Origin of the sequence: Streptomyces poonensis, from assembly GCF_014650915.1 — a bacterium.
Taxonomy (GTDB): domain Bacteria; phylum Actinomycetota; class Actinomycetes; order Streptomycetales; family Streptomycetaceae; genus Streptomyces; species Streptomyces poonensis.
On sequence record NZ_BMVW01000001.1, the window covers coordinates 1304828 to 1323256 of the forward strand.

Consider the following 18429-nt stretch of genomic DNA (forward strand, 5'->3'; position numbering starts at 1 on the left):
GCGGTGACCGGCTGCGGCGGGCAGCCCGTTGATCAGTACGACTTGGGCAGGCCCAGGGTCTGGTGCGAGACGTAGTTGAGGATCATTTCCCGGCTCACCGGGGCGATACGGGACACGCGCGCCGCCGTGATGAGCGAGGCGAGCCCGAACTCGTTGGTCAGGCCGTTGCCGCCGAGGGTGTGCACCGCCTGGTCGACGGCCTTCACACAGGCCTCCCCGGCCGCGTACTTGGCCATGTTGGCGGCCTCGCCCGCGCCGATGTCGTCCCCGGAGTCGTACAGGTGGGCGGCCTTCTGCATCATCAGCCGGGCCATCTCGAGCTCTATGTGGGACTGGGCCAGGGGGTGGGCGATGGCCTGGTGGGCACCTATGGGAGTTCTCCACACGGTGCGGTCACGGGCGTACTCGACGGCGCGCGCGAGCGCGTAGCGCCCCATGCCGATGGCGAAGGCCGCCGTCATGATCCGCTCGGGGTTGAGTCCGGCGAAGAGCTGGAGCAGGCCCGCGTCCTCGTCGCCCACGAGGGCGTCCGCAGGCAGCCGTACGTCGTCGAGGGTGAGCTCGAACTGCTTCTCCGCGGCGCGCAGCTCCATGTCGATGGGGCGCCGCCCGAAGCCCTCGGCGTCGCGCGGGACGATGAACAGGCAGGGCTTGAGACGGCCGGTGCGCGCGTCCTCGGTGCGGCCGACGATCAGCGTGGCGTCGGCCTGGTCGACGCCGGAGATGAAGACCTTGCGGCCGGTGAGCAGCCAGTCGGTGCCGTCGCGGCGGGCGGTGGTGGTGATGCGGTGGGAGTTGGATCCGGCGTCGGGTTCGGTGATGCCGAAGGCCATGAGGCGGCTGCCGTCGGCGAGTCCGGGCAGCCAGGCCCGCTTCTGCTCCTCGGTGCCGAAACGGGCGATGACGGTGCCGCAGATGGCGGGCGAGACGACCAGCATCAGCAACGGGGAGCCGGCGGCCCCCAGCTCCTCCAGCACGATGGAGAGCTCGCTGATGCCGCCGCCTCCGCCGCCGTACTCCTCGGGCAGGTTGACGCCGAGGTAGCCGAGCTTGGCGGCCTCGGCCCAGAGTTCGTCGGGGTGGGCTCCGGCGGCCACGGTGCGGCGGATGTAGTCGCGGCCGTAGCGCGCGCCGAGGGCGGCGACGGCCGCGCGGAGGGCCTTGTGCTCGTCGGTTTCGACGACGGACGTCATGAGATCTCCTCCTGTACGACGGCCAGCAGGGTGCCGACCTCGACCTGTTGTCCCGGGACTGCGTGCAGAACGGTGAGCGTGCCCGCGGCCGGGGCGGAGATCCGGTGCTCCATCTTCATCGCCTCCAGCCACAGCAGCGGCTGTCCGGCCTCGACCCGGGCGCCCTCGGCGAGGCCGTCGGCGACGCGGACGACCGTGCCGGGCATCGGGGCGAGCAGGGAGCCGGGCTCCTGCCGGTCCGTGGGCTCGGGGAAGCGGGGCAGGGCGGTGAGCTCGGTGGCGTTCACGTACACCTTGGTTCCGTACCGGGCGACCTCGTACTTCCGCCGCACGCCGTCGACTTCGAGGACGACCAGGCGGGCGTCGGCGTGGACGACGCGGACGCCGTCGGCGGTGAGGCCCTGGCGGGTGTGGCGGTAGTGGACCTCGTGCTCCTCGCCCGCCATGGCGTAGCGCTTGACCTGCGGCTGCGAGGGGACGTTGCGCCAGCCGCCGAAGCGGGAGCGCGGACGCGCGTGGTCGTGGGCGTGGGCGTGGGCGTCGGCGAGGGCTGCGGCCAGGGGTGCGTGCGGGTCGGCGTGCGGCGCCGTCAGCGCCGGCAGGTGCCGGTCGTAGAAACCGGTGTCCATGCGGCCGGCGGTGAACTCCTCGTGCCGCAGGGAGCGGACGAGGAGGTCCCGGTTGGTGACCGGCCCGTGGACCGCCGCCCGCTCCAGGGCACCGGCGAGTCTGCGCAGCGCCTCCGCGCGCGTGGGGGCGTGGACGACCACCTTGGCGATCATCGGGTCGTAGTGGACGCCTATGTGGTCGCCATCCGTGTAGCCGGTGTCCAGGCGGACGCCGGGGACGGCGAGGCGGTGCAGGCGGCCGGTCTGCGGGGCCCAGTCGCGGCCCGGGTCCTCGGCGTACAGGCGGGCCTCGACGGCGTGGCCCCGCGCGCGCGGGGGTTCCTTCTCGAGAGCGTGGCCCTCGGCGACACGGACCTGCTCGGCGACCAGGTCGATACCGAAGACCGCCTCGGTGACGGGGTGCTCGACCTGGAGGCGGGTGTTCATCTCCAGGAAGTGGGCCTTCGGTCCGGTCGCCGGGTGGTCCGCGACGAGGAACTCGACGGTGCCCGCCCCCACGTAGCTGACCGCGCGGGCGGCGCGTACGGCCATGTCGTGCAGTTCGTCGAGGAGCGCGGGCGGCAGGCCGGGCGCGGGGGCCTCCTCGATCACCTTCTGGTGGCGGCGCTGGAGGGAGCAGTCGCGGGTGCCGAGCGCCCAGACGGTGCCGTGCGTGTCGGCGAGGATCTGCACCTCCACATGCCGCCCGCCCTCGACGTACGGCTCGACGAACACCTCACCGTCCCCGAACGCGCTCGCGGCCTCCGCGCGCGCGGCCGTCAGCTCGGCGTCGAGGTCCGCCAGCCGCCGTACGATCCGCATACCGCGCCCGCCACCGCCCGCGGCGGCCTTCACCAGCACCGGCAGATCGGCCTCGGCGACCTCGCCGTCCCCGAGCGGCTCGATGCCCATCAGCTGCTTCGCGCGCGTCTTGGACGCCATGGCTTCGATCGCGGCCGGGGGCGGTCCGATCCAGACCATTCCCGCGTCCAGGACGGCACGCGCGAAGCCGGCGTTCTCCGACAGGAAGCCGTAGCCGGGGTGCACGGCGTCCGCGCCCGCGTCCATGGCGGCCTTCACGATCAGGTCGCCGCGCAGATACGTCTCAGCGGGCGTCACCCCGGGCAGCCGTACCGCCGCGTCAGCCACGCGCGCGTGGAGGGCGTTCTCGTCGGCGTCCGAGTGCACCGCGACCGTACGGATGCCCAGTTCGCGGCAGGTGCGGAAGACACGGCAGGCGATCTCTCCCCGGTTGGCGACGAGGACAGAAGTGATCATCATTGGTCCCTCGGTCATCGGTGGTCCCTCACATCCGGAAGACGCCGAAGCCGCCCCGCGCACCCTCGTAGGACGCGGTGTGGATGGCGGACAGGCACAGGCCGAGGACGGTGCGGGTGTCGCGCGGGTCGATGACCCCGTCGTCGTACAGCCGCCCGGACAGGAACATCGGCAGGGACTCGGACTCGATCTGCTGCTCCACCATGGCGCGCAGCGCGGCGTCGCCCTCCTCGTCGTACGGCTGTCCCTTCGCGGCCGCGGACTGCCGGGCGACGATCGACAGCACGCCGGCGAGCTGCTGCGGGCCCATAACGGCGGACTTGGCGCTGGGCCAGGCGAACAGGAAGCGCGGGTCGTACGCCCGCCCGCACATGCCGTAGTGGCCCGCTCCGTAGGAGGCGCCCATGAGCACGGACAGGTGGGGGACGGTGGAGTTGGACACCGCGTTGATCATCATGGCGCCGTGCTTGATGATGCCGCCCTGCTCGTACTCCTTGCCCACCATGTAGCCGGTGGTGTTGTGCAGGAACAGGAGCGGGATGTCGCGCTGGTTGGCGAGCTGGATGAACTGGGCCGCCTTCTGCGACTCCGCGCTGAACAGCACACCTTGGGCATTGGCGAGGATGCCGACCGGGTAGCCGTGCAGCTCCGCCCAGCCGGTCGTCAGGCTCGTCCCGTACAGCGGCTTGAACTCGTCGAAGTCGGAGGCGTCGACGATCCGGGCGATCACCTCGCGCGGGTCGAAGGGGGTGCGCAGGTCGCCGGGGACGATGCCGAGGAGTTCGTCCTCGTCGTACTTGGGGGGTGCGGCGGGGCCCGGGTCGGGGTGCGCCTTGCGGTGGTTGAGGCGGGCGACGACGCGCCGGGCCTGGCGGAGGGCGTCGTGCTCGTCGACGGCGAAGTGGTCGGCGAGGCCCGACACGCGCGCGTGCATCTCGGCGCCGCCCAGGGACTCGTCGTCGCTCTCCTCGCCGGTCGCCATCTTGACGAGTGGCGGCCCGCCGAGGAACACCTTCGCCCGCTCCTTGACCATGATCACGTGGTCGGACATGCCGGGGACGTACGCGCCGCCGGCGGTGGAGTTCCCGAACACGACCGCGATGGTGGGGATGCCGGCGGCGGAGAGGCGCGTGAGGTCGCGGAAGAGCGCGCCGCCCGGGATGAAGATCTCCTTCTGGGAGGGCAGATCGGCGCCTCCGGACTCGACCAGGCTGATGCAGGGGAGCCGGTTGGCGAGGGCGATGTCATTGGCGCGCAGGGCCTTCCACAGGGTCCAGGGGTTACTGGCGCCGCCGCGTACGGTGGGGTCGTTGGCGGTGATCAGACACTCGACGCCCTCGACGACGCCGATGCCGGTGACGAGGGACGCCCCGACCGCGTACTCGCTGCCCCAGGCGGCGAGCGGAGACAGCTCCAGGAAGGGCGTGTCCGGGTCGAGGAGGAGCTCGATCCGCTCGCGGGCGAGCAGCTTGCCGCGCTTCCTGTGCCGGGCGATGTACTTCTCGCCGCCGCCCGCCAGGGCCTTGGCGTGCTCGGCGTCCAGTGCGGCGAGCTTGGCGAGCATGGCCTCGCGGCGGGCCGCGTAGTCGGGGCCGGGGCCGGTGGTGTCCAGGGAGGAGGAAAGGACCGTCACAGGAGGATCTCCGGTATGTCCGAGTGGCGGGAGCGGAGCCATTCGCCGAGGGCCTTGGCCTGCGGGTCGAAGCGGGCCTGGGAGGCCACTCCCGCGCCGAGGATCCCCTCGACGACGAAGTTCAGGGCTCGGAGGTTGGGGAGCACGTGCCGGGTGACGGGCAGGTCGCGGCTCTCGGGGATCAGCTGCCGGAACCGGTCGGCCGTCAGCTCGTGCACCAGCCACCGCCAGGCATCGTCCGTCCGGACCCACACCCCGACGTTGGCGTTGCAGCCCTTGTCGCCGCTGCGGGCGCCGGCCAGGAGGCCGAGGGGGGCGCGGATGGTGGGGCCTGGGGGCGGGGGCTCGGGCAGTGGTGGTCCCGACACCTCCTGCAGTGCGGCCGGTGCGGCGGACGCCTTGGGCGGGTCCACAGGGATACGGCGTCCGTCGTGGAGGACGGCCACATGGGTCACAGCGCTATGGGGGACGTACACATCCTCGAAGACCCCATAGGGAGCGCCCTTGCCGGGTGGTGCGAGCACATGGAAGCCGGGGTAGCCGGCCAGTGCGAGTTCCACGGCGGCCCCGCTCAGCGGCCGTCCGACGACCTGCTGATCCGCGTCCCGTACGACCAGTCGCAGCAGGGCGCTGGCCATCTCCTCGGTCTCGGCGTCGGGCCTGTCCGTGCGGACCAGGTCCCAGCGCGCCTCGGTGGGCGGTGACTCGGCCAGCGCGTCCCCCATCTGCTGCCGCACGAGCGCCGCCTTCTCCTCGATGTCGAGCCCGGTGAGGACGAAGGTCACCTCGTTGCGGAAGCCGCCGAGCCGGTTGACGCCGACCTTGAGGGTGGGCGGCGGTGCCTCCCCCCGCACACCCTCGACGCGCACCCGGTCGGGCCCCTCCTGTGTGAGCCGTACGGTGTCCAGCCGGGCGGTGACGTCGGGTCCCGCGTACCGGGCGCCGGCCGTCTCGTACAGCAGCTGGGCGGTCACCGTGCCGACGTCGACGAAACCGCCGGTGCCGTCGTGCTTGGTGATCACGCAACTGCCGTCGGCGTGGATCTCGGCGAGCGGGAAGCCGGGCCGCCGTACGTCGCCCTCGTGGAAGAAGGCGTAGTTGCCGCCGGTGGCCTGCGCCCCGCACTCCAGGACGTGCCCGGCGACGACGGCGCCCGCGAGCCGGTCGTACTCCGTGGGACCCCAGCCGAAGTGCGCGGCGGCGGGCCCGGTGACCAGGGCGGCGTCGGTGACCCGCCCGGTGACGACCACGTCCGCGCCTTCGCGCAGACAGGCGGCGATGCCGAACCCGCCGAGGTAGGCGTGCGCGGCGAGGCTGCCCGGGTGGGCCGCGGTCAGATCGTCGCCCTCGACGTGTGCGACGCGTACGGGGATGCCGAGCCGGTCGGCCAGATACCGTACGGCGTCGGCGAGTCCGGCCGGGTTCAGCCCGCCGGCGTTGGTGACGATCCGGACCCCGCGCTCGTGGGCCGGCCCGAGGCATTCCTCCAGCTGCCGCAGGAAGGTGCGGGCGTATCCGGCCGAGGGGTCCTTCAGCCGGTCCCGGGCGAGGATGAGCATGGTCAGCTCGGCGAGGTAGTCACCGGTCAGGACATCGAGCGGGCCGTCGGTGAGCATCTCGCGCATCGCGTCGAAGCGGTCGCCGTAGAAGCCGGAGGCGTTGCCGATGCGCAAGATCTCCGTCCGTGGGGTCACTGGGCGCGGCGAGGTCACTGTGCGGCTCCCTTCGGAGGCCGCCCGGGTCCCGGTGGGCCCGCGAAGGCCTGGGCGATGTCCAGCCAGTGGTCGGCGTCGGTGCCCACCGGGCGCAGGTCGAGGTCGGCGCGGTTCGCCCGCTGGGTGACCAGGAGGCAGAAGTCGAGGGACGGGCCGGTGACGCGTTGGGCCGCGTCCTCGGGGCCGTACGTCCACACGTCGCCGTCCGGGCCGACGAGTTCGACGCGGAACTCCTCGGTGGGCGGGGTGAGTCCGCGCACCGCGTACGCGTAGTCCCGGGCCCGCACCCCGATGCGGGCCACATGCCTCAGCCGGTCAGTGGGTGCGCGCACCACACCGAGGGCGTCAGCGATGTCCAGGCCGTGGGCCCAGGTCTCCATGAGCCGGGCGGTGGCCATGGAGGCGGCCGACATGGGTGGGCCGTACCAAGGGAAGCGGGCGCCCGGCGGTGCGGCGCGCAGTGCCTTGTCGAGGGAGGCGCGGCCCTCCCGCCACTTCGCGAGCAGTTCGGGGGGCGGCAGCCGGGCGGCCTGCTCGGCGCCCTGGTCGACGAAGGAGTCGGGAGCGGCGAGGGCCTGTTCCACGAGTACCCGGAACCCGTCCTCGTCGGTCACGGCGACCAGGGCCGAGTGATCGGTCCAGGCCAGGTGGGCGATCTGGTGGGCCACGGTCCAGCGGGCGGCGGGGGTCGGGAGTGTCCAACGGTCCGGCGTCAACGCCCGGACCAGCTGGTCGAGTTCGTCGCTTTCGGCACGCAGGTCGTCGAGCACGGGCGTCGGGTCGGCCATGGCTGGGAGCATGGCAGCGAACCAAGAAACAAGCAAGCATGCTTGCATGTATTTATGGCGCGCGCTCCGTCCGGGCGCCCGTCATGGCGAGGTGGTCCAGCGCGGCGCGGTGTCGGCCCAGTCCGCGTCCCATTCGGCGAGGTTGCGTCGGCGCAGCACCAGGGCGACGGCACCATTGGCGGCGGCGCCGGCGAGGGCGACGACCATGAAGGTGATGAGTGCCCAGCCCATGGCGCGGCTGCGGATCTCCTCGGTGGTCAGGGGCGGTTCGGTGAGGGTGCCGTGCCTGTCGGCCCAGACGCGGACGGTGCTGCCCGCGGGCAACCCGGGCAGCACGTCGGTCTCCCCGGTGCGGATCTGTCCGTCCGGGGCGACGAGGCGGACCGTCACCGGGTAACGGGTCTGCTTCGCCTCGGCGGACCCGGGTTCCGGGTGGCGGGGGGCGTCGTGGACGAGGACCGCGGTGGTGTGGTGCCGGGTCTGCGCCTGCTGCTCGGCCGTCGAGCGGTAGTACCGGTAGGCGGTGTCGCCCACGCCGAACATGGCCGCGATGGCCAGCGTCGGCACGACGAGCAGCAGTCCGAGCGTGATCCAGCCCTGCAGACGGTCGGTGGGCCGACGCAGCGCATTGCGCCGCCAGCGCCACAGCGGCCGGGGGCGCACCAGCTCATGGTGGTCGGGAGTGAGGGGTGGTGGGGGTGGTGGGGGTGGTGGCTGTGCGGGGGGTACCTCACCGGACACGGTGATCTTCCTTTCAGGCTTCCTCTCAGGGCGACCGAGGAGCGTGCGTCAGGGCGACCGGGGCGCGCGTGGTGGGTCGGCCGGAGAGCGCGTGGCGGGTCGGCCGGAGAGCGCGTGGCGGGTCGGCCGGATCCGGGGCCCGCACGCCGGTGGGCCCGCCACGGCCGGTGGGCCCGCCACGGCGGGTGGGGACGGCACGGCCAGTGGGCCCGCCAAGGCCGGTGGGGACGGCACCGGCCGTGGCGGGGAGGGTGGGGACGGGGCTCAAGGGGGCGTTGAGCGGGGCTCTCTCAGCGGGGCCTCAGCCGGGCCTCAGCGGGGTGGCGAGCCTCTGCCGGTACCCGGCGGGGAGACTCCCGTGGCCGAAGGGTGGGAGTGCGCGGACTGCAGCATCCTGGCGGCGCCCCGGATCGCGGCGGTGTGCGGCGCGGGTACCGCACGCATGGGCGCCCCCAGGCTGCCGGTGAGCCGCCAGGTGATGTCCGGGCGCAGGGCGCCGCCGCCGGCCAGGAGGGCGCCCCGGCTCAGGGCGTCCGCGGTGAGGGACGTACGGTCCTGCCGGAGCATCGAGGTGATCATGGTGCCGATCGCCTCGCTGATCCCCTCCGAGGTGGCGGCGCTCCCGAGGTCGGTGGTGCCCAGGGCGGCGCGACGGGCGTCGCAGACGGCGCCGTCGGCGAGCAGCACCACCTCGGTGAGGTGGGCACCGATGTCCACCACGAGCAGCGGCCGGGTGAGGTCGGCGTTGGCCGCCAGCGCTATGGCCCGGGTGGCGGGGACGGTCAGGACGCCGTGCGGGCGCAGCACCTCCAGGGCGGTGCGGGCCCGCTCCCGGTAAGTGGGCACGTCCAGTACGGGCGTGGTGACCACCACCAGGGGGCGGGTGAGGCGCGGCAGGCGGTGGCCGAGCGCAGCCGGTCGAGCAGCCGGGCCGTTCCCGGGATGTCGACGATGGCGCCGCGCTGGATGGGGTGGAGCGCGCCGGGGAAGGTGACCGTGGGCACGTCGAGGATCATTCCGCGGCCGGCGATCCAGGCGCGGGTGCGGGCGCTGCCCATGTCGAGGGCGAGGCCGCAGCACTGCCGGCACAGGGGCCAGGGCCGGTGCCGGTGCCGGTGCCAGTGGCGGTACCGGCGTCCGGTGGTGGAGGTGGCGGAGGTGGTGGCGGCCCGGGGGCGGCGCAGGACGGTCATCGTCCGGCCTCCCCCGTCCGCCGGTACCGCGCCTGCTGGCACGGTGCGCAGTAGCGGGCCTGCGGCACGATCATCAGGCGTTCGCGGTCGACGGGCCGCCGGCACAGGTGGCAGCTGCCGTAACTGCCCTCGGCGATGCGCCGCAGCGCCGCTTCCACGTCGGCGAGGACCATGCGCGCGGAGGCGGCGAGTTTGACGTGGACCTCGGCCTGCCCGGCGGACCGCCGCCGGAGCAGTTCCTCGGCCCGGGGCGCCGCGGCGATCTGCCGCAGCTGCTCCTGCCGGAACAGGCGCTGTTCGCGCAGGTTCTCCTGGAGCGCGGCGAGATCCTCGGGCGACAGGCGTACGGCGCGGTCGTCCAGGTGCGTGCCGTGGTCGTCCACGTGCGTCTCACGGTCGCCCAGGTGCGTGCCGTGGTCGTCCAGGTACGTGTCACGGTCGCCGATGGTCTGGTGGTTCACCACTTCACCCCTCGAAGCAGGGCGGGAGAGGAAGGCTGATCGTTCAGGCGGCGGCGCGGCTCTGACAGGCGACGCAGTACCGCGTGTAGGGGAGGATCTCCAGGCGTTCCGCGGGGATGGGCTTGGAGCAGCCGAGGCAGGTGCCGTAGGTGCAGGCGTCGATGCGGGCGAACGCCTCGTCGATCTCCTCGAGCACCCGCCGGATCGCGTCGGCCTGCGCGGACATCAGGTGGTCCTCCGCGCTCTGGCCGGTCGCGTCGAGGGCCTGCAGCTGCGCCATCCGGCTGTTGCGGGCGTGTTCGAGGCGCTGGCGGGCGTCGTGGGCGGTCACCCGTCCGGGGCGGGAACCGGTCCGGGAGGTGTCGAGCGACATGGTGAGGTCCTTCCTCGGGGCGCGCGGGGCGCGGGGCGCGGGGCGCGTGGCGGTGGCCGCCCGGTCCGGCGGCTCGCGGTCCGGACGACGGCGAGCTCCGGCGGAACCGGACGGCTTTATCGGCTTGGTCGGCCTGATCGGTCCCGATCGGCTCGGCCTGCTCGGCCTGCTCGGCCTGCTCGGCCTGCTTGATCGGTTTGATCACTTGCAACTTTGGTCCGCACTGCGGCGGAAACCCATCGGGCACGGACCCCATTCGCACGGGACCGCGGTGACCATGTGGCGACGGCACAGGTCGGGGCGGAACAGCATGGGTCAGGACGGGGCGCACGGGATCGGACGTAACGGAGTGAATCAGTGCGAGACAGGACGCACTGACGTGGCGTACCCGACGGCCGCATGGGTACGCCACGTCCCGGATATGGGGGTCGTGCCCCATCGACCGCGCGCGGTGGCACGGGACAAGGTGGACGCAGGATCGGTCGTGACCTGAGGCCGCGGCGCTCCCCCGGGGTGTGCGATGACCGACAGTGGAGGAGATCAATGTCGCGTCGCATGAAGGAGGCGCTCCCCCGGTGTCACTGTTCTGGCGGATCTTCGGGCTCAACGCAGTGGTGCTGGGCATCGCCACAGCCCTGCTGCTGTGGGCTCCGGTGACCGTTTCGGTGCCGATCCTGCTGACCGAGGCGGTCATCCTGGTGGGCGGTCTCGCCGTCATGCTGGTCGCCAACGGTGCGCTGCTGCGCTGGGGGCTGGCCCCGCTGGACCGGCTGACCAGGCTGATGACCACCGTCGACCTGCTGCGACCCGGTCAGCGGCTACCGGTACCCGGTTCCGGGGGCGGTGGTGAGGTGTCCGAGCTGATCCGCACGTTCAACGCCATGCTCGACCGGCTGGAGCACGAACGGGCCACGTCCAGCGCCCGGGCCCTGGTCGCCCAGGAGGCGGAGCGGCGCCGTATCGCCCAGGAACTGCACGACGAGGTCGGGCAGAGCATGACCGCGATCCTGCTGGTCCTCAAGCGCGCCGCGGACGACGCTCCCGAGCCGCTGCGCGAGGAGCTGCAGCAGGCCCAGGAGATCACGCGGGAGAGCCTGGACGAGGTCCGCCGGCTGGTGCGCCGGCTGCGGCCCGGCGTCCTCGACGACCTGGGCCTGGTCAGCGCGCTGACCTCGCTCACACAGGACTTCGCCACCCACACCGGGCTGCATGTGGTGCGCCGCTTCGACACCGGCCTGCCCGCCCTGGACCGGGAGACCGAGCTCGTCCTGTACCGGGTGGCCCAGGAGAGCCTGACCAACGCGGCCCGCCACGCGGACGCCGGGCGGGTGGAGGTGGGCCTGCGGCGCGCCGGCGAGGCGGTGCTGCTGGAGATCACCGACGACGGCCGGGGCATCGAGGCCGCCTGCGAGGGCGCGGGGATCCGCGGGATGCGGGAGCGGGCCCTGCTCGCCGGGGCCGACCTGGACATCACCTCCGCGCCCAGCACCAGCAGCGGCACCGAGACCGGCACCGGCACCGGCACCGGCATCGAGACCGGCACCGGCTCCGGCACCGGCACCCGGATACGCCTCACCACGCCCGTCCCCAGAAAGCAGTCCTGACCATGCCCGACCCGACCCTGCCCGAGCCGAATCGGGCCGCCTCGACACCGAATAGGGCCACCTCGGCACCCAATCCGGTCGCCTCGACACCGAATCCGGTCGCCTCGGCACCGAGCCCGTCCGGCCCGGCGCCGATCCGGATCCTGCTCGCCGACGACCACACGCTCGTCCGGCGCGGTGTTCGGCTGATCCTCGACCGGGAACCGGACCTGGAGGTGGTCGCCGAGGCCGGGGACGGTGCCGAGGCCATCGAGGCGGCCCGCGGCCGGGACATCGACCTCGCCGTCCTGGACATCGCCATGCCCCGCCTCACCGGGCTGCAGGCCACCCGCGAACTGATCGCGCTGAAGCCGGGCCTGCGGATCCTGATGCTGACCATGCACGACAACGAGCAGTACCTGTTCCAGGCGCTGAAGGCCGGAGCCTGCGGTTATGTGCTGAAGTCCGTCGCCGACCGCGATCTGATCGCCGCCTGCAGGGCCGCCATGCGCGACGAGCCGTTCCTCTACCCCGGCGCGATCACCGCGCTGATCCGCAACTACCTGGACCGGGTCCGGCACGGCGAGGAGAATGCCGACCACCTCCTCACCCCCCGCGAGGAGGAGGTCCTCAAGCTCGTCGCCGAGGGCCACTCCTCCAAGGAGATCGCCGACATCCTCTTCATCAGCGTCAAGACCGTGCACCGCCACCGGGCCAACCTCCTGCAGAAGCTCGGCCTGCACGACCGGTTGCAGCTGACCCGGTACGCCATCCGCGCGGGCCTCATCGAGCCCTGACGTCCGCCTCTCCCCCTCGCACACCCACCACGCCCACCACGCCCACCACGCCCACCACGCCCACCACGAAAGGGACGGTGCATGCGCCCAGCACCCCGCACCGTCCCCCACCGTGGTCACCGGATCGCCGCGACGCTCGCCGCACTCTTCGCCCTCATCGCCGTCCTGCTGACGCCGACGCCCGTGCCCGTACCCGGGCCCGCGACCGGCGCGTACGCCGCTTCCATGGCGGCGACCACGGGAGTTCAGCCACCGGACAGCGGCCCCCGCGCGGACGACGCGTGTGTCACCGGCTGCACCGCCCAAGCGGCCAGGACCCGCCTCGACCACCTCGGTGAGCGCCCGTCCCCGTCGGACCACCACGCCACCGCTGCTCACGGCACCACCGTCGTCCCGTCCGCCACCACCCTGCGGACCCCGGCGCGTTCCGCACTCCCGCCTGCCTCCCCCGGCCGTACGGCTCACAACCGCGACAGGGCACCTCCGGCACCCACTGGCACCTGACGCAACACACCCCCCTTCCTTCTCTTTCCGTCCTCTTTCCGTCGCGGCCGCGCGCCGCCGCCGCGGCATGCCTGCCGGAGGCCTGTGTTGAAACGCCGGAACCATTCCCTGCGCACGCGTGTGCTGCTCGCCCTCGCGGTCCTCGCCGCGTCGCTCGCCATCGCCCTCACCACGCCCGTCCGCCTCGGCCTCGACCTGCGCGGCGGCACCCAGATCGTGCTGGAGACCCGCTCCACACCCACCACCACCGCCGACCGCGCGGCCACCGACCGCACCCTGGAGGTGCTGCGCGGCCGTATCGACGCGCTCGGCATCGCCGAACCGACCCTTGTCCGCTCGGGCGACCACCGCATCATCGTGGAACTGCCCGGAGTGCAGGACCCGAAGAAGGCCGCCGACGTACTGGGCCGCACCGCACAGCTCACCGTCCATGCGGTCCTCGGCGCGGACGAGAACACGGCCGAGAAAGACAGGACAGACAAGACCGACCGGGCCGACCAGCCCGACCCTGCCGCCGCACGCACCCTCCCCGACGAGTCCGGCCAGCCCCTGCGCCTGAAGACCGCCGACCTGACCGGCCAGGACGTCAAGGGCGCCGACGCCCGCTTCGACCAGCAGGGCGGTGCCGGATGGCACGTCACCGTCTACTTCACGGACACCGGCCGCGACCGCTGGACGAAGGTCACCGCGGACGCCGCGTGCCATCCGGCCGGTGACCCGCAGCGCCGCGTCGCCATCGTCCTCGACGACAAGATCATTTCCTCGCCGCAGGTCGATCCCTCCGTGTCCTGCGGGGCGGGCATCCCCGGCGGCACCACCCAGATCACCGGCTCCTTCGACGACGCCGAGGCCCGTGAGCTGGCGCTGCTCATCTCGGGCGGCGCCCTGCCCGTCCCCCTCGAGACCATCGAGCAGCGCACCATCGGCGCCACCCTCGGCGACGCCGCCATCTCGGCCGCGGCCTGGGCCGCCGTCATCGGCACCGCGCTGACCGCCCTGTTCATCATCGCCGTCTACCGGCTCATGGGCCTGCTCGCGACCGTGGCCCTGGCCTGCTATGCCCTGATCTCCTACGCCGCCCTGGCCGCGCTCGGCGCCACACTGACCCTCCCCGGTCTCGCCGGGTTCGTCCTGGCGATCGGCATGGCCGTGGACGCCAACGTCCTGACCTTCGAACGGGCCCGCGAGGAGTACGCCGCCCGCAGCCGCCCCAGCCCCCGCTCCGCGCTGACGGCCGGATTCCGCGGCGCCCTCAGCGCGATCGCCGACTCCAACATCACCACGCTGATCGCCGCCGCCCTGCTGTTCCTCCTGGCCTCCGGCCCGGTGCGCGGCTTCGGCGTCACGCTCGGCATCGGCGTCCTCGCCTCCATGGTCAGCGCCCTGCTCATCACCCGGGTGCTCGCCGAGTTCGCCGCGAGCCGCCCCGCGGTCCATCGCCGCCCCCGCCTCACCGGCATCGCGAGCACCGGCTGGGTCCGCGACCGGCTGCTGCGCCGCGAGCCCTTCCTGATGCGCCGCCCGCGCCGCTGGCTGGCCACCTCCGCCGCCGTCCTCGTCCTGGCCGGCTCCGGCATCCTCGTCCGCGGTCTCGACTTCGGCATCGAGTTCACCGGCGGCCGGCTCATCGAGTACTCCACCGGCAGCCCCGTCGACCCCGACCGGGCCCGCACCGCCCTCACCGACGCCGGGTTCCCGCGCGCGGTCGTCCAGTCCTCCGGCGACGACGGGCTCACCGTACGGGCCGAGAAGCTGACCGACGCGGAGGCGGCCACCGTCACCGAGACCATCAGCGGACTCGGCGAAAACGGCACCGAGAAGGTCCGCGACGAACTGATCGGCCCCAGCCTCGGCGACGAGCTGCGCCGCAACGCCCTCATCGCGCTCTGCCTGGCCCTGGGCGCCCAGCTGCTGTACCTCGCGGTCCGCTTCCGCTGGACGTTCGGCGCCGCGGCCGTCGGCGCGCTCGCCCACGACGTGATCATCCTCATCGGGGTGTTCGCCTGGCTCGGCAAGCCCCTCGACGGGGTCTTCCTGGCCGCCCTGCTCACCGTCATCGGCTACTCGGTCAACGACTCCGTCGTCCTTTTCGACCGCATCCGGGAACTCCTCGGCCGCCGCGACCGCACCACATCGCTTCCGCGGCTGACGAACCAGGCGATCCTCCAGACCCTGCCCCGCACCGTCAATACCGGCATGGGCGCGGCCCTCGTCATCACCGCCCTCGCCGTCCTCGCCGACGACGCGCTCACCGACTTCGCCCTCGCGCTGCTCATCGGCCTGGCGGTCGGCACCTACTCCTCCGTCTTCACCGCCGCGCCCCTCACCATCGAGTTGCACACGGGCCGGAAAGCGCCGCGGCCACGGAAATCCCACCCGGCCCGGCACCGGAGCGACGTAAGCTGCGAAGGAGGTTCACGCGCCTGACTTAGTGCACTGATCTGATTCGAGAAGTCCAGCGCAGTGAACGAAATGACGCCACTCCGATCCCTGGACGACTCTCTTGAACACCCCCAGCGCCGACCAGTCCGCAGCCACGCCCACTGCGGCCGCCACGGCCGCCGCACCGGAAGCCGCCCCCACCGGCCGCTTCCGGGGCCTGGGCTCCCTCGGGCCGGTCGGCCTGGTGCTCGCCGGGGGCGTCTCCGTGCAGTTCGGCGGCGCGCTCGCGGTGACCCTGATGCCGCGGGCCGGGGCGGTGGGCGTGGTGACGCTCCGGCTGGTGGTGGCCGCGCTCGTGCTGCTCGTCGTCTGTCGGCCTCGCTTGCGCGGGCACTCGCGGGCCGACTGGGGCACGGTGATCACCTTCGGCATCGCCATGGGCGCCATGAACGGCCTCTTCTACCAGGCGGTCGCCCGTATCCCGCTCGGCCCCGCCGTCACGCTGGAGGTCCTCGGCCCGCTCGCCCTGTCCGTGCTCGCCTCGCGACGGCTGGTCAACGTGGTCTGGGCCGGGCTCGCCCTCGGCGGCGTGTTCCTGCTGGGCGAGGGCGGCTTCGACGACCTCGACCCCGTGGGCGCCGCGTTCGCGCTGGGCGCCGGAGCCATGTGGGCCGCCTACATAGTCTTCAGCGCGCGTACGGGGCGCCGCTTCCCCCAGGCCGACGGGCTGGCCCTGGCGATGGCCGTCGCGGCCGTACTGATCGCTCCGCTGGGCTTCCTCGAGTCCGGTACGCGGCTGCTCGACCCGACCACCCTCGCGCTGGGCGCGGCGCTGGCCATCCTGTCGTCCGTGCTGCCGTACACCCTGGAACTGATCGCCCTGCGACGGCTGCCCGCCTCCACGTTCGCCGTCCTGATGACCCTGGAACCGGCCCTCGCCTCGATCGCCGGCTTCCTGATCCTGGACCAGACCCTCTCCGCCCTCCAGGCCCTCGCGATCGCCCTGGTCATCGGGGCGAGTATGGGAGCGGTGCGGACGCAGGCGAAGCGGTGACGGCTACTCCGTAGGTTGCTCGGGGCGCTTGGCCACGAAAGAGCCGAGGCCCGGCTCGGTGTAGGTCAGCCCCTCCTCACGCAAGGCTCGCAGCACCTTGTGAGCCGTCGCGTTGGCGATCCCAAATTCCGCGGTGAGCTGCACGACGGAGGGGACGCGCGTGCGCGGCGGATACGTGCCGTCGGCGATACGGGCACGCACCACCTCGGCCACCTGGCGCCAGCGGGGGATGTCGGGAACAAATTCGATCACTGTTCCAGCATGCGCACACTTGGCACTCGTAGCGATTCATAGAAGCCCTAGCATGCCTAGACTCCATGGGATACGGTGAGCCGAAGAAAGCCCCCGCGACGGAGGCAAGCCGTCCGGGGGCACGGTCACCAGACATGGAGCTGACGACATGACCGACCTTATCGGCCGCCTCACGGCCTGGGTGAGCCTCCTCCTGTACCCGCGCGGAGCGCACCGTCGCACTCCGCACCACTACACACACCCGACCGCTCCCCCCGTACCCACCGCCACGCCCCTCCCCCTCCACCGCAGCCCCTACGGCCTCGACACCCCCCTCGACGGCGCCGCCCACAACCCCGTACGCCCCTACCTCCTCGCCCACGAACAGCGCACCCCCACCCCGTACCGAATGCACTTGGCGATGGCGATGGAGGTCGCGTGATGGAGCGCCCCGCACGTCTGCTGCCCTGGCCCGGTGCCGAAGGCAAGTCCTGCTACCTGATCACCGACGACCCCGGCGGGCCCGTGTCCCGGCTGGCCGACACCACGGAAGCCGTCCAGCTGGACATGGGCGCCGGACTCCTCACGCACGCCGACGCCCTGCTCCCCCACGCCCCGTCCGGCGACCTCCGCCACCTCGCCGAGTGTCTGACCGAGGCGCTGCGCGACGCGCTGCGGATCGCGGAGAGCCGGGGCGGCGTCAGGAGTCCTTGAGCAGCTTCTCGACCTCCGGAGGCAGTCCCTCGGCCGCGCCGCCGTCGGTCGGCACGGCGACCAGGAGGAGGTCCGGGGCGTCGTCCACCGTGATGGCGACGGTGGGGTCCACCCCTTCGACCGCATAGGCGGTCGTCGTGGTCGGCGTCTCCCCGTCGGAACCGTCGCCCGATGTGTCGTCGCACGGCGGCTTGGTGGCCGTACCGAGCTTGTCACCGACCGTGAACTCGGCGGCCTCGGCGGCAACGTCCGAGTACGTCCAGGTGGTTTCCTCGGTCCAGGTGGTTTCCTCCGGATCCAGTCCGGCTGATATCCCCGGTCAAAAAGATCTCGAATCTGTCGAGCGGGCGACCTACGCTGAGCCCCGTCCGCTCTATCTGGGAGAAGCATGACAAGCAGGTTCACCGAGTTGACCATTGACTGCCACGACCCGGAGACTCTTGCGGCCTTCTGGTGCGAGGTCCTGGACTTCAAGGTGATCGACCGGAGCGAGGGCAAGGTCGAGATCGGCTCCTGGGTCCCGACTGTCGAGGATGTCCGGGCCCGCCAGATGCCGCCCACCCTGATGTTCATCCGTGTACCCGAGGGCAAGACCGTCAAGAACCGGCTTCATCTCGATGTCAGCCCGATCGACGGCAGCACCGAGGACGAGGTGACCAGACTGCTCGGCCTCGGCGCCACCAGGGCGGACGTGGGCCAGGGTCCAGACCGGAACTGGGTGGTCATGGCCGACCCCGAGGGCAATGAGTTCGACGTCGTGCGCACCCTGGCACCGCAGGACTAGACCGCGTGTCGCTTGGAGCGAGCTCTTTCGGATCCCCTCCCCGACCAGATGAAGAGGGCGGCGATGTGGAGTCCGGCGAGGTAGATGGTGGCGGTCTTGCCGTATCGGGTGGCCAGACCGCGCCACTGCCTGATCTTGTTGATGCACCGTTCAACCGTGTTCTCGCAGGTTCCGTCGGCGACCCATTTTCCGCAGCCGGTTGTGGGCGCCCTGCCACACGCCGAAGTGCTCCGGCAGGTCCATCCAGGGTGTCCCGGTGCGGTACTTGAACGCGATCGCGTCGATCACCTGCCGGTGATCCCGCCACCGCCCACCCCGCTTCGGAGTCCGGTCCGGCAGCAACGGCTCGATCCTCGCCCACTGAGCGTCAGCCAACGACACACATAGACCAACAATC

The 18429-nt window shown here is 72.3% G+C and carries 18 protein-coding genes and 2 pseudogenes; 8 read left to right on the plus strand and 12 right to left on the minus strand.

Annotated elements, in window-relative coordinates; genetic code table 11:
- Positions 1 to 32 precede the first annotated feature (32 nt).
- The 9 genes and pseudogenes from IE242_RS05830 to IE242_RS05870 all read right to left on the minus strand — a co-directional run bounded on the left by IE242_RS05830 (position 33) and on the right by IE242_RS05870 (position 9983).
- A complete protein-coding gene (locus IE242_RS05830; RefSeq protein ID WP_189855846.1) occupies positions 33 to 1193 on the minus strand; it encodes an acyl-CoA dehydrogenase family protein in 1161 nt (386 codons plus the stop codon).
- Positions 1190 to 3079: an acetyl/propionyl/methylcrotonyl-CoA carboxylase subunit alpha gene (locus IE242_RS05835; protein ID WP_189856458.1), complete on the minus strand. Its 1890-nt coding sequence runs from the start codon at positions 3077 to 3079 to the stop codon at positions 1190 to 1192. The genes IE242_RS05830 and IE242_RS05835 overlap by 4 nt, the downstream gene beginning before the upstream one ends.
- A gap of 28 nt (positions 3080 to 3107) precedes the next feature.
- Complete coding sequence (locus tag IE242_RS05840) at positions 3108 to 4712, minus strand: acyl-CoA carboxylase subunit beta (protein ID WP_189855848.1); 1605 nt, start codon at positions 4710 to 4712, stop codon at positions 3108 to 3110.
- The gene (locus tag IE242_RS05845) at positions 4709 to 6388 is read right to left on the minus strand and encodes an acyclic terpene utilization AtuA family protein (protein ID WP_268249429.1); all 1680 of its coding nucleotides are present in this window, start codon (positions 6386 to 6388) and stop codon (positions 4709 to 4711) included. The genes IE242_RS05840 and IE242_RS05845 overlap by 4 nt, the downstream gene beginning before the upstream one ends.
- 32 nt (positions 6389 to 6420) lie before the next feature.
- Complete coding sequence (locus IE242_RS05850; RefSeq protein ID WP_189855850.1) at positions 6421 to 7215, minus strand: TIGR03084 family metal-binding protein; 795 nt, start codon at positions 7213 to 7215, stop codon at positions 6421 to 6423.
- An 81-nt stretch (positions 7216 to 7296) separates the two neighbouring features.
- Positions 7297 to 7956 carry an Rv1733c family protein gene (locus IE242_RS05855; RefSeq protein WP_189855852.1) on the minus strand — a complete coding sequence of 220 codons (660 nt, stop codon included), beginning with the start codon at positions 7954 to 7956 and terminating at the stop codon, positions 7297 to 7299.
- Between the two features lie 312 nt (positions 7957 to 8268).
- Positions 8269 to 9149: pseudogene (locus IE242_RS05860) on the minus strand (rod shape-determining protein).
- Positions 9146 to 9613 carry a TraR/DksA family transcriptional regulator gene (locus IE242_RS05865; RefSeq protein ID WP_373299455.1) on the minus strand — a complete coding sequence of 156 codons (468 nt, stop codon included), beginning with the start codon at positions 9611 to 9613 and terminating at the stop codon, positions 9146 to 9148. Before IE242_RS05865 ends, IE242_RS05860 begins: the two are co-directional and overlap by 4 nt.
- A 40-nt stretch (positions 9614 to 9653) precedes the next feature.
- Positions 9654 to 9983, minus strand: coding sequence for a TraR/DksA family transcriptional regulator (locus IE242_RS05870; protein ID WP_189855853.1), 330 nt, complete (start codon positions 9981 to 9983; stop codon positions 9654 to 9656).
- A gap of 575 nt (positions 9984 to 10558) precedes the next feature.
- Between IE242_RS05870 and IE242_RS05875 the strand changes: the two genes are divergently transcribed.
- From IE242_RS05875 to IE242_RS05895, 5 genes are all read left to right on the plus strand, one after another.
- Positions 10559 to 11587, plus strand: a complete 1029-nt coding sequence (locus IE242_RS05875) for a sensor histidine kinase (RefSeq protein ID WP_189855855.1) — start codon at positions 10559 to 10561, stop codon at positions 11585 to 11587.
- Positions 11588 to 11589: 2 nt separating this feature from the next.
- Entirely contained in the window at positions 11590 to 12363 is a 774-nt protein-coding gene (locus tag IE242_RS05880) for a response regulator (protein WP_189855857.1), read from the plus strand.
- Positions 12364 to 12444: 81 nt separating this feature from the next.
- Positions 12445 to 12867: a hypothetical protein gene (locus IE242_RS05885; RefSeq protein ID WP_189855860.1), complete on the plus strand. Its 423-nt coding sequence runs from the start codon at positions 12445 to 12447 to the stop codon at positions 12865 to 12867.
- Between the two features lie 84 nt (positions 12868 to 12951).
- A complete protein-coding gene (secD, locus tag IE242_RS05890) occupies positions 12952 to 15294 on the plus strand; it encodes a protein translocase subunit SecD (RefSeq protein ID WP_229858226.1) in 2343 nt (780 codons plus the stop codon).
- Positions 15295 to 15370: 76 nt separating this feature from the next.
- On the plus strand, positions 15371 to 16303 hold the full coding sequence (locus IE242_RS05895; RefSeq protein ID WP_189855865.1) for an EamA family transporter: 933 nt from the start codon (positions 15371 to 15373) through the stop codon (positions 16301 to 16303).
- Positions 16304 to 16306: 3 nt separating this feature from the next.
- Here the strand turns inward: IE242_RS05895 and IE242_RS05900 are convergent, their stop codons facing one another.
- A complete protein-coding gene (locus tag IE242_RS05900) occupies positions 16307 to 16555 on the minus strand; it encodes a GntR family transcriptional regulator (protein WP_189855867.1) in 249 nt (82 codons plus the stop codon).
- Positions 16556 to 16703: 148 nt separating this feature from the next.
- Between IE242_RS05900 and IE242_RS05905 the strand changes: the two genes are divergently transcribed.
- Both IE242_RS05905 and IE242_RS05910 read left to right on the plus strand, forming a co-directional pair.
- Complete coding sequence (locus tag IE242_RS05905) at positions 16704 to 16976, plus strand: hypothetical protein (protein ID WP_189855869.1); 273 nt, start codon at positions 16704 to 16706, stop codon at positions 16974 to 16976.
- Positions 16976 to 17248: a hypothetical protein gene (locus tag IE242_RS05910; protein ID WP_189855871.1), complete on the plus strand. Its 273-nt coding sequence runs from the start codon at positions 16976 to 16978 to the stop codon at positions 17246 to 17248. The genes IE242_RS05905 and IE242_RS05910 overlap by 1 nt, the downstream gene beginning before the upstream one ends.
- Here IE242_RS05910 and IE242_RS37370 read toward each other — a convergent pair.
- A complete protein-coding gene (locus IE242_RS37370) occupies positions 17235 to 17561 on the minus strand; it encodes a DUF6281 family protein (RefSeq protein WP_308436756.1) in 327 nt (108 codons plus the stop codon). The two genes, IE242_RS05910 and IE242_RS37370, sit on opposite strands and share 14 nt — an antisense overlap.
- Before the next feature lie 75 nt (positions 17562 to 17636).
- Here IE242_RS37370 and IE242_RS05915 point away from each other — a divergent pair, with 75 nt between their 5' ends.
- Positions 17637 to 18032, plus strand: coding sequence for a VOC family protein (locus tag IE242_RS05915; protein WP_189855873.1), 396 nt, complete (start codon positions 17637 to 17639; stop codon positions 18030 to 18032).
- On the opposite strand, the pseudogene IE242_RS39045 reads toward IE242_RS05915, so the two are convergent.
- Positions 18029 to 18428: pseudogene (locus tag IE242_RS39045) on the minus strand (transposase). The gene IE242_RS05915 and the pseudogene IE242_RS39045 overlap by 4 nt on opposite strands.
- Position 18429: the final 1 nt, after the last annotated feature.

Coding starts and splice junctions, on each gene's coding strand:
- IE242_RS05830 (WP_189855846.1), bottom strand. CDS start 1,193: ATGACGTCCGTCGTCGAAACCGACGAGCACAAGGCCCTCCGCGCGGCC.
- IE242_RS05835 (WP_189856458.1), bottom strand. CDS start 3,079: ATGATCACTTCTGTCCTCGTCGCCAACCGGGGAGAGATCGCCTGCCGT.
- IE242_RS05850 (WP_189855850.1), bottom strand. CDS start 7,215: ATGGCCGACCCGACGCCCGTGCTCGACGACCTGCGTGCCGAAAGCGAC.
- IE242_RS05870 (WP_189855853.1), bottom strand. CDS start 9,983: ATGTCGCTCGACACCTCCCGGACCGGTTCCCGCCCCGGACGGGTGACC.
- IE242_RS05880 (WP_189855857.1), top strand. CDS start 11,590: ATGCCCGACCCGACCCTGCCCGAGCCGAATCGGGCCGCCTCGACACCG.
- IE242_RS05885 (WP_189855860.1), top strand. CDS start 12,445: ATGCGCCCAGCACCCCGCACCGTCCCCCACCGTGGTCACCGGATCGCC.
- IE242_RS05905 (WP_189855869.1), top strand. CDS start 16,704: ATGACCGACCTTATCGGCCGCCTCACGGCCTGGGTGAGCCTCCTCCTG.
- IE242_RS05910 (WP_189855871.1), top strand. CDS start 16,976: ATGGAGCGCCCCGCACGTCTGCTGCCCTGGCCCGGTGCCGAAGGCAAG.
- IE242_RS05915 (WP_189855873.1), top strand. CDS start 17,637: ATGACAAGCAGGTTCACCGAGTTGACCATTGACTGCCACGACCCGGAG.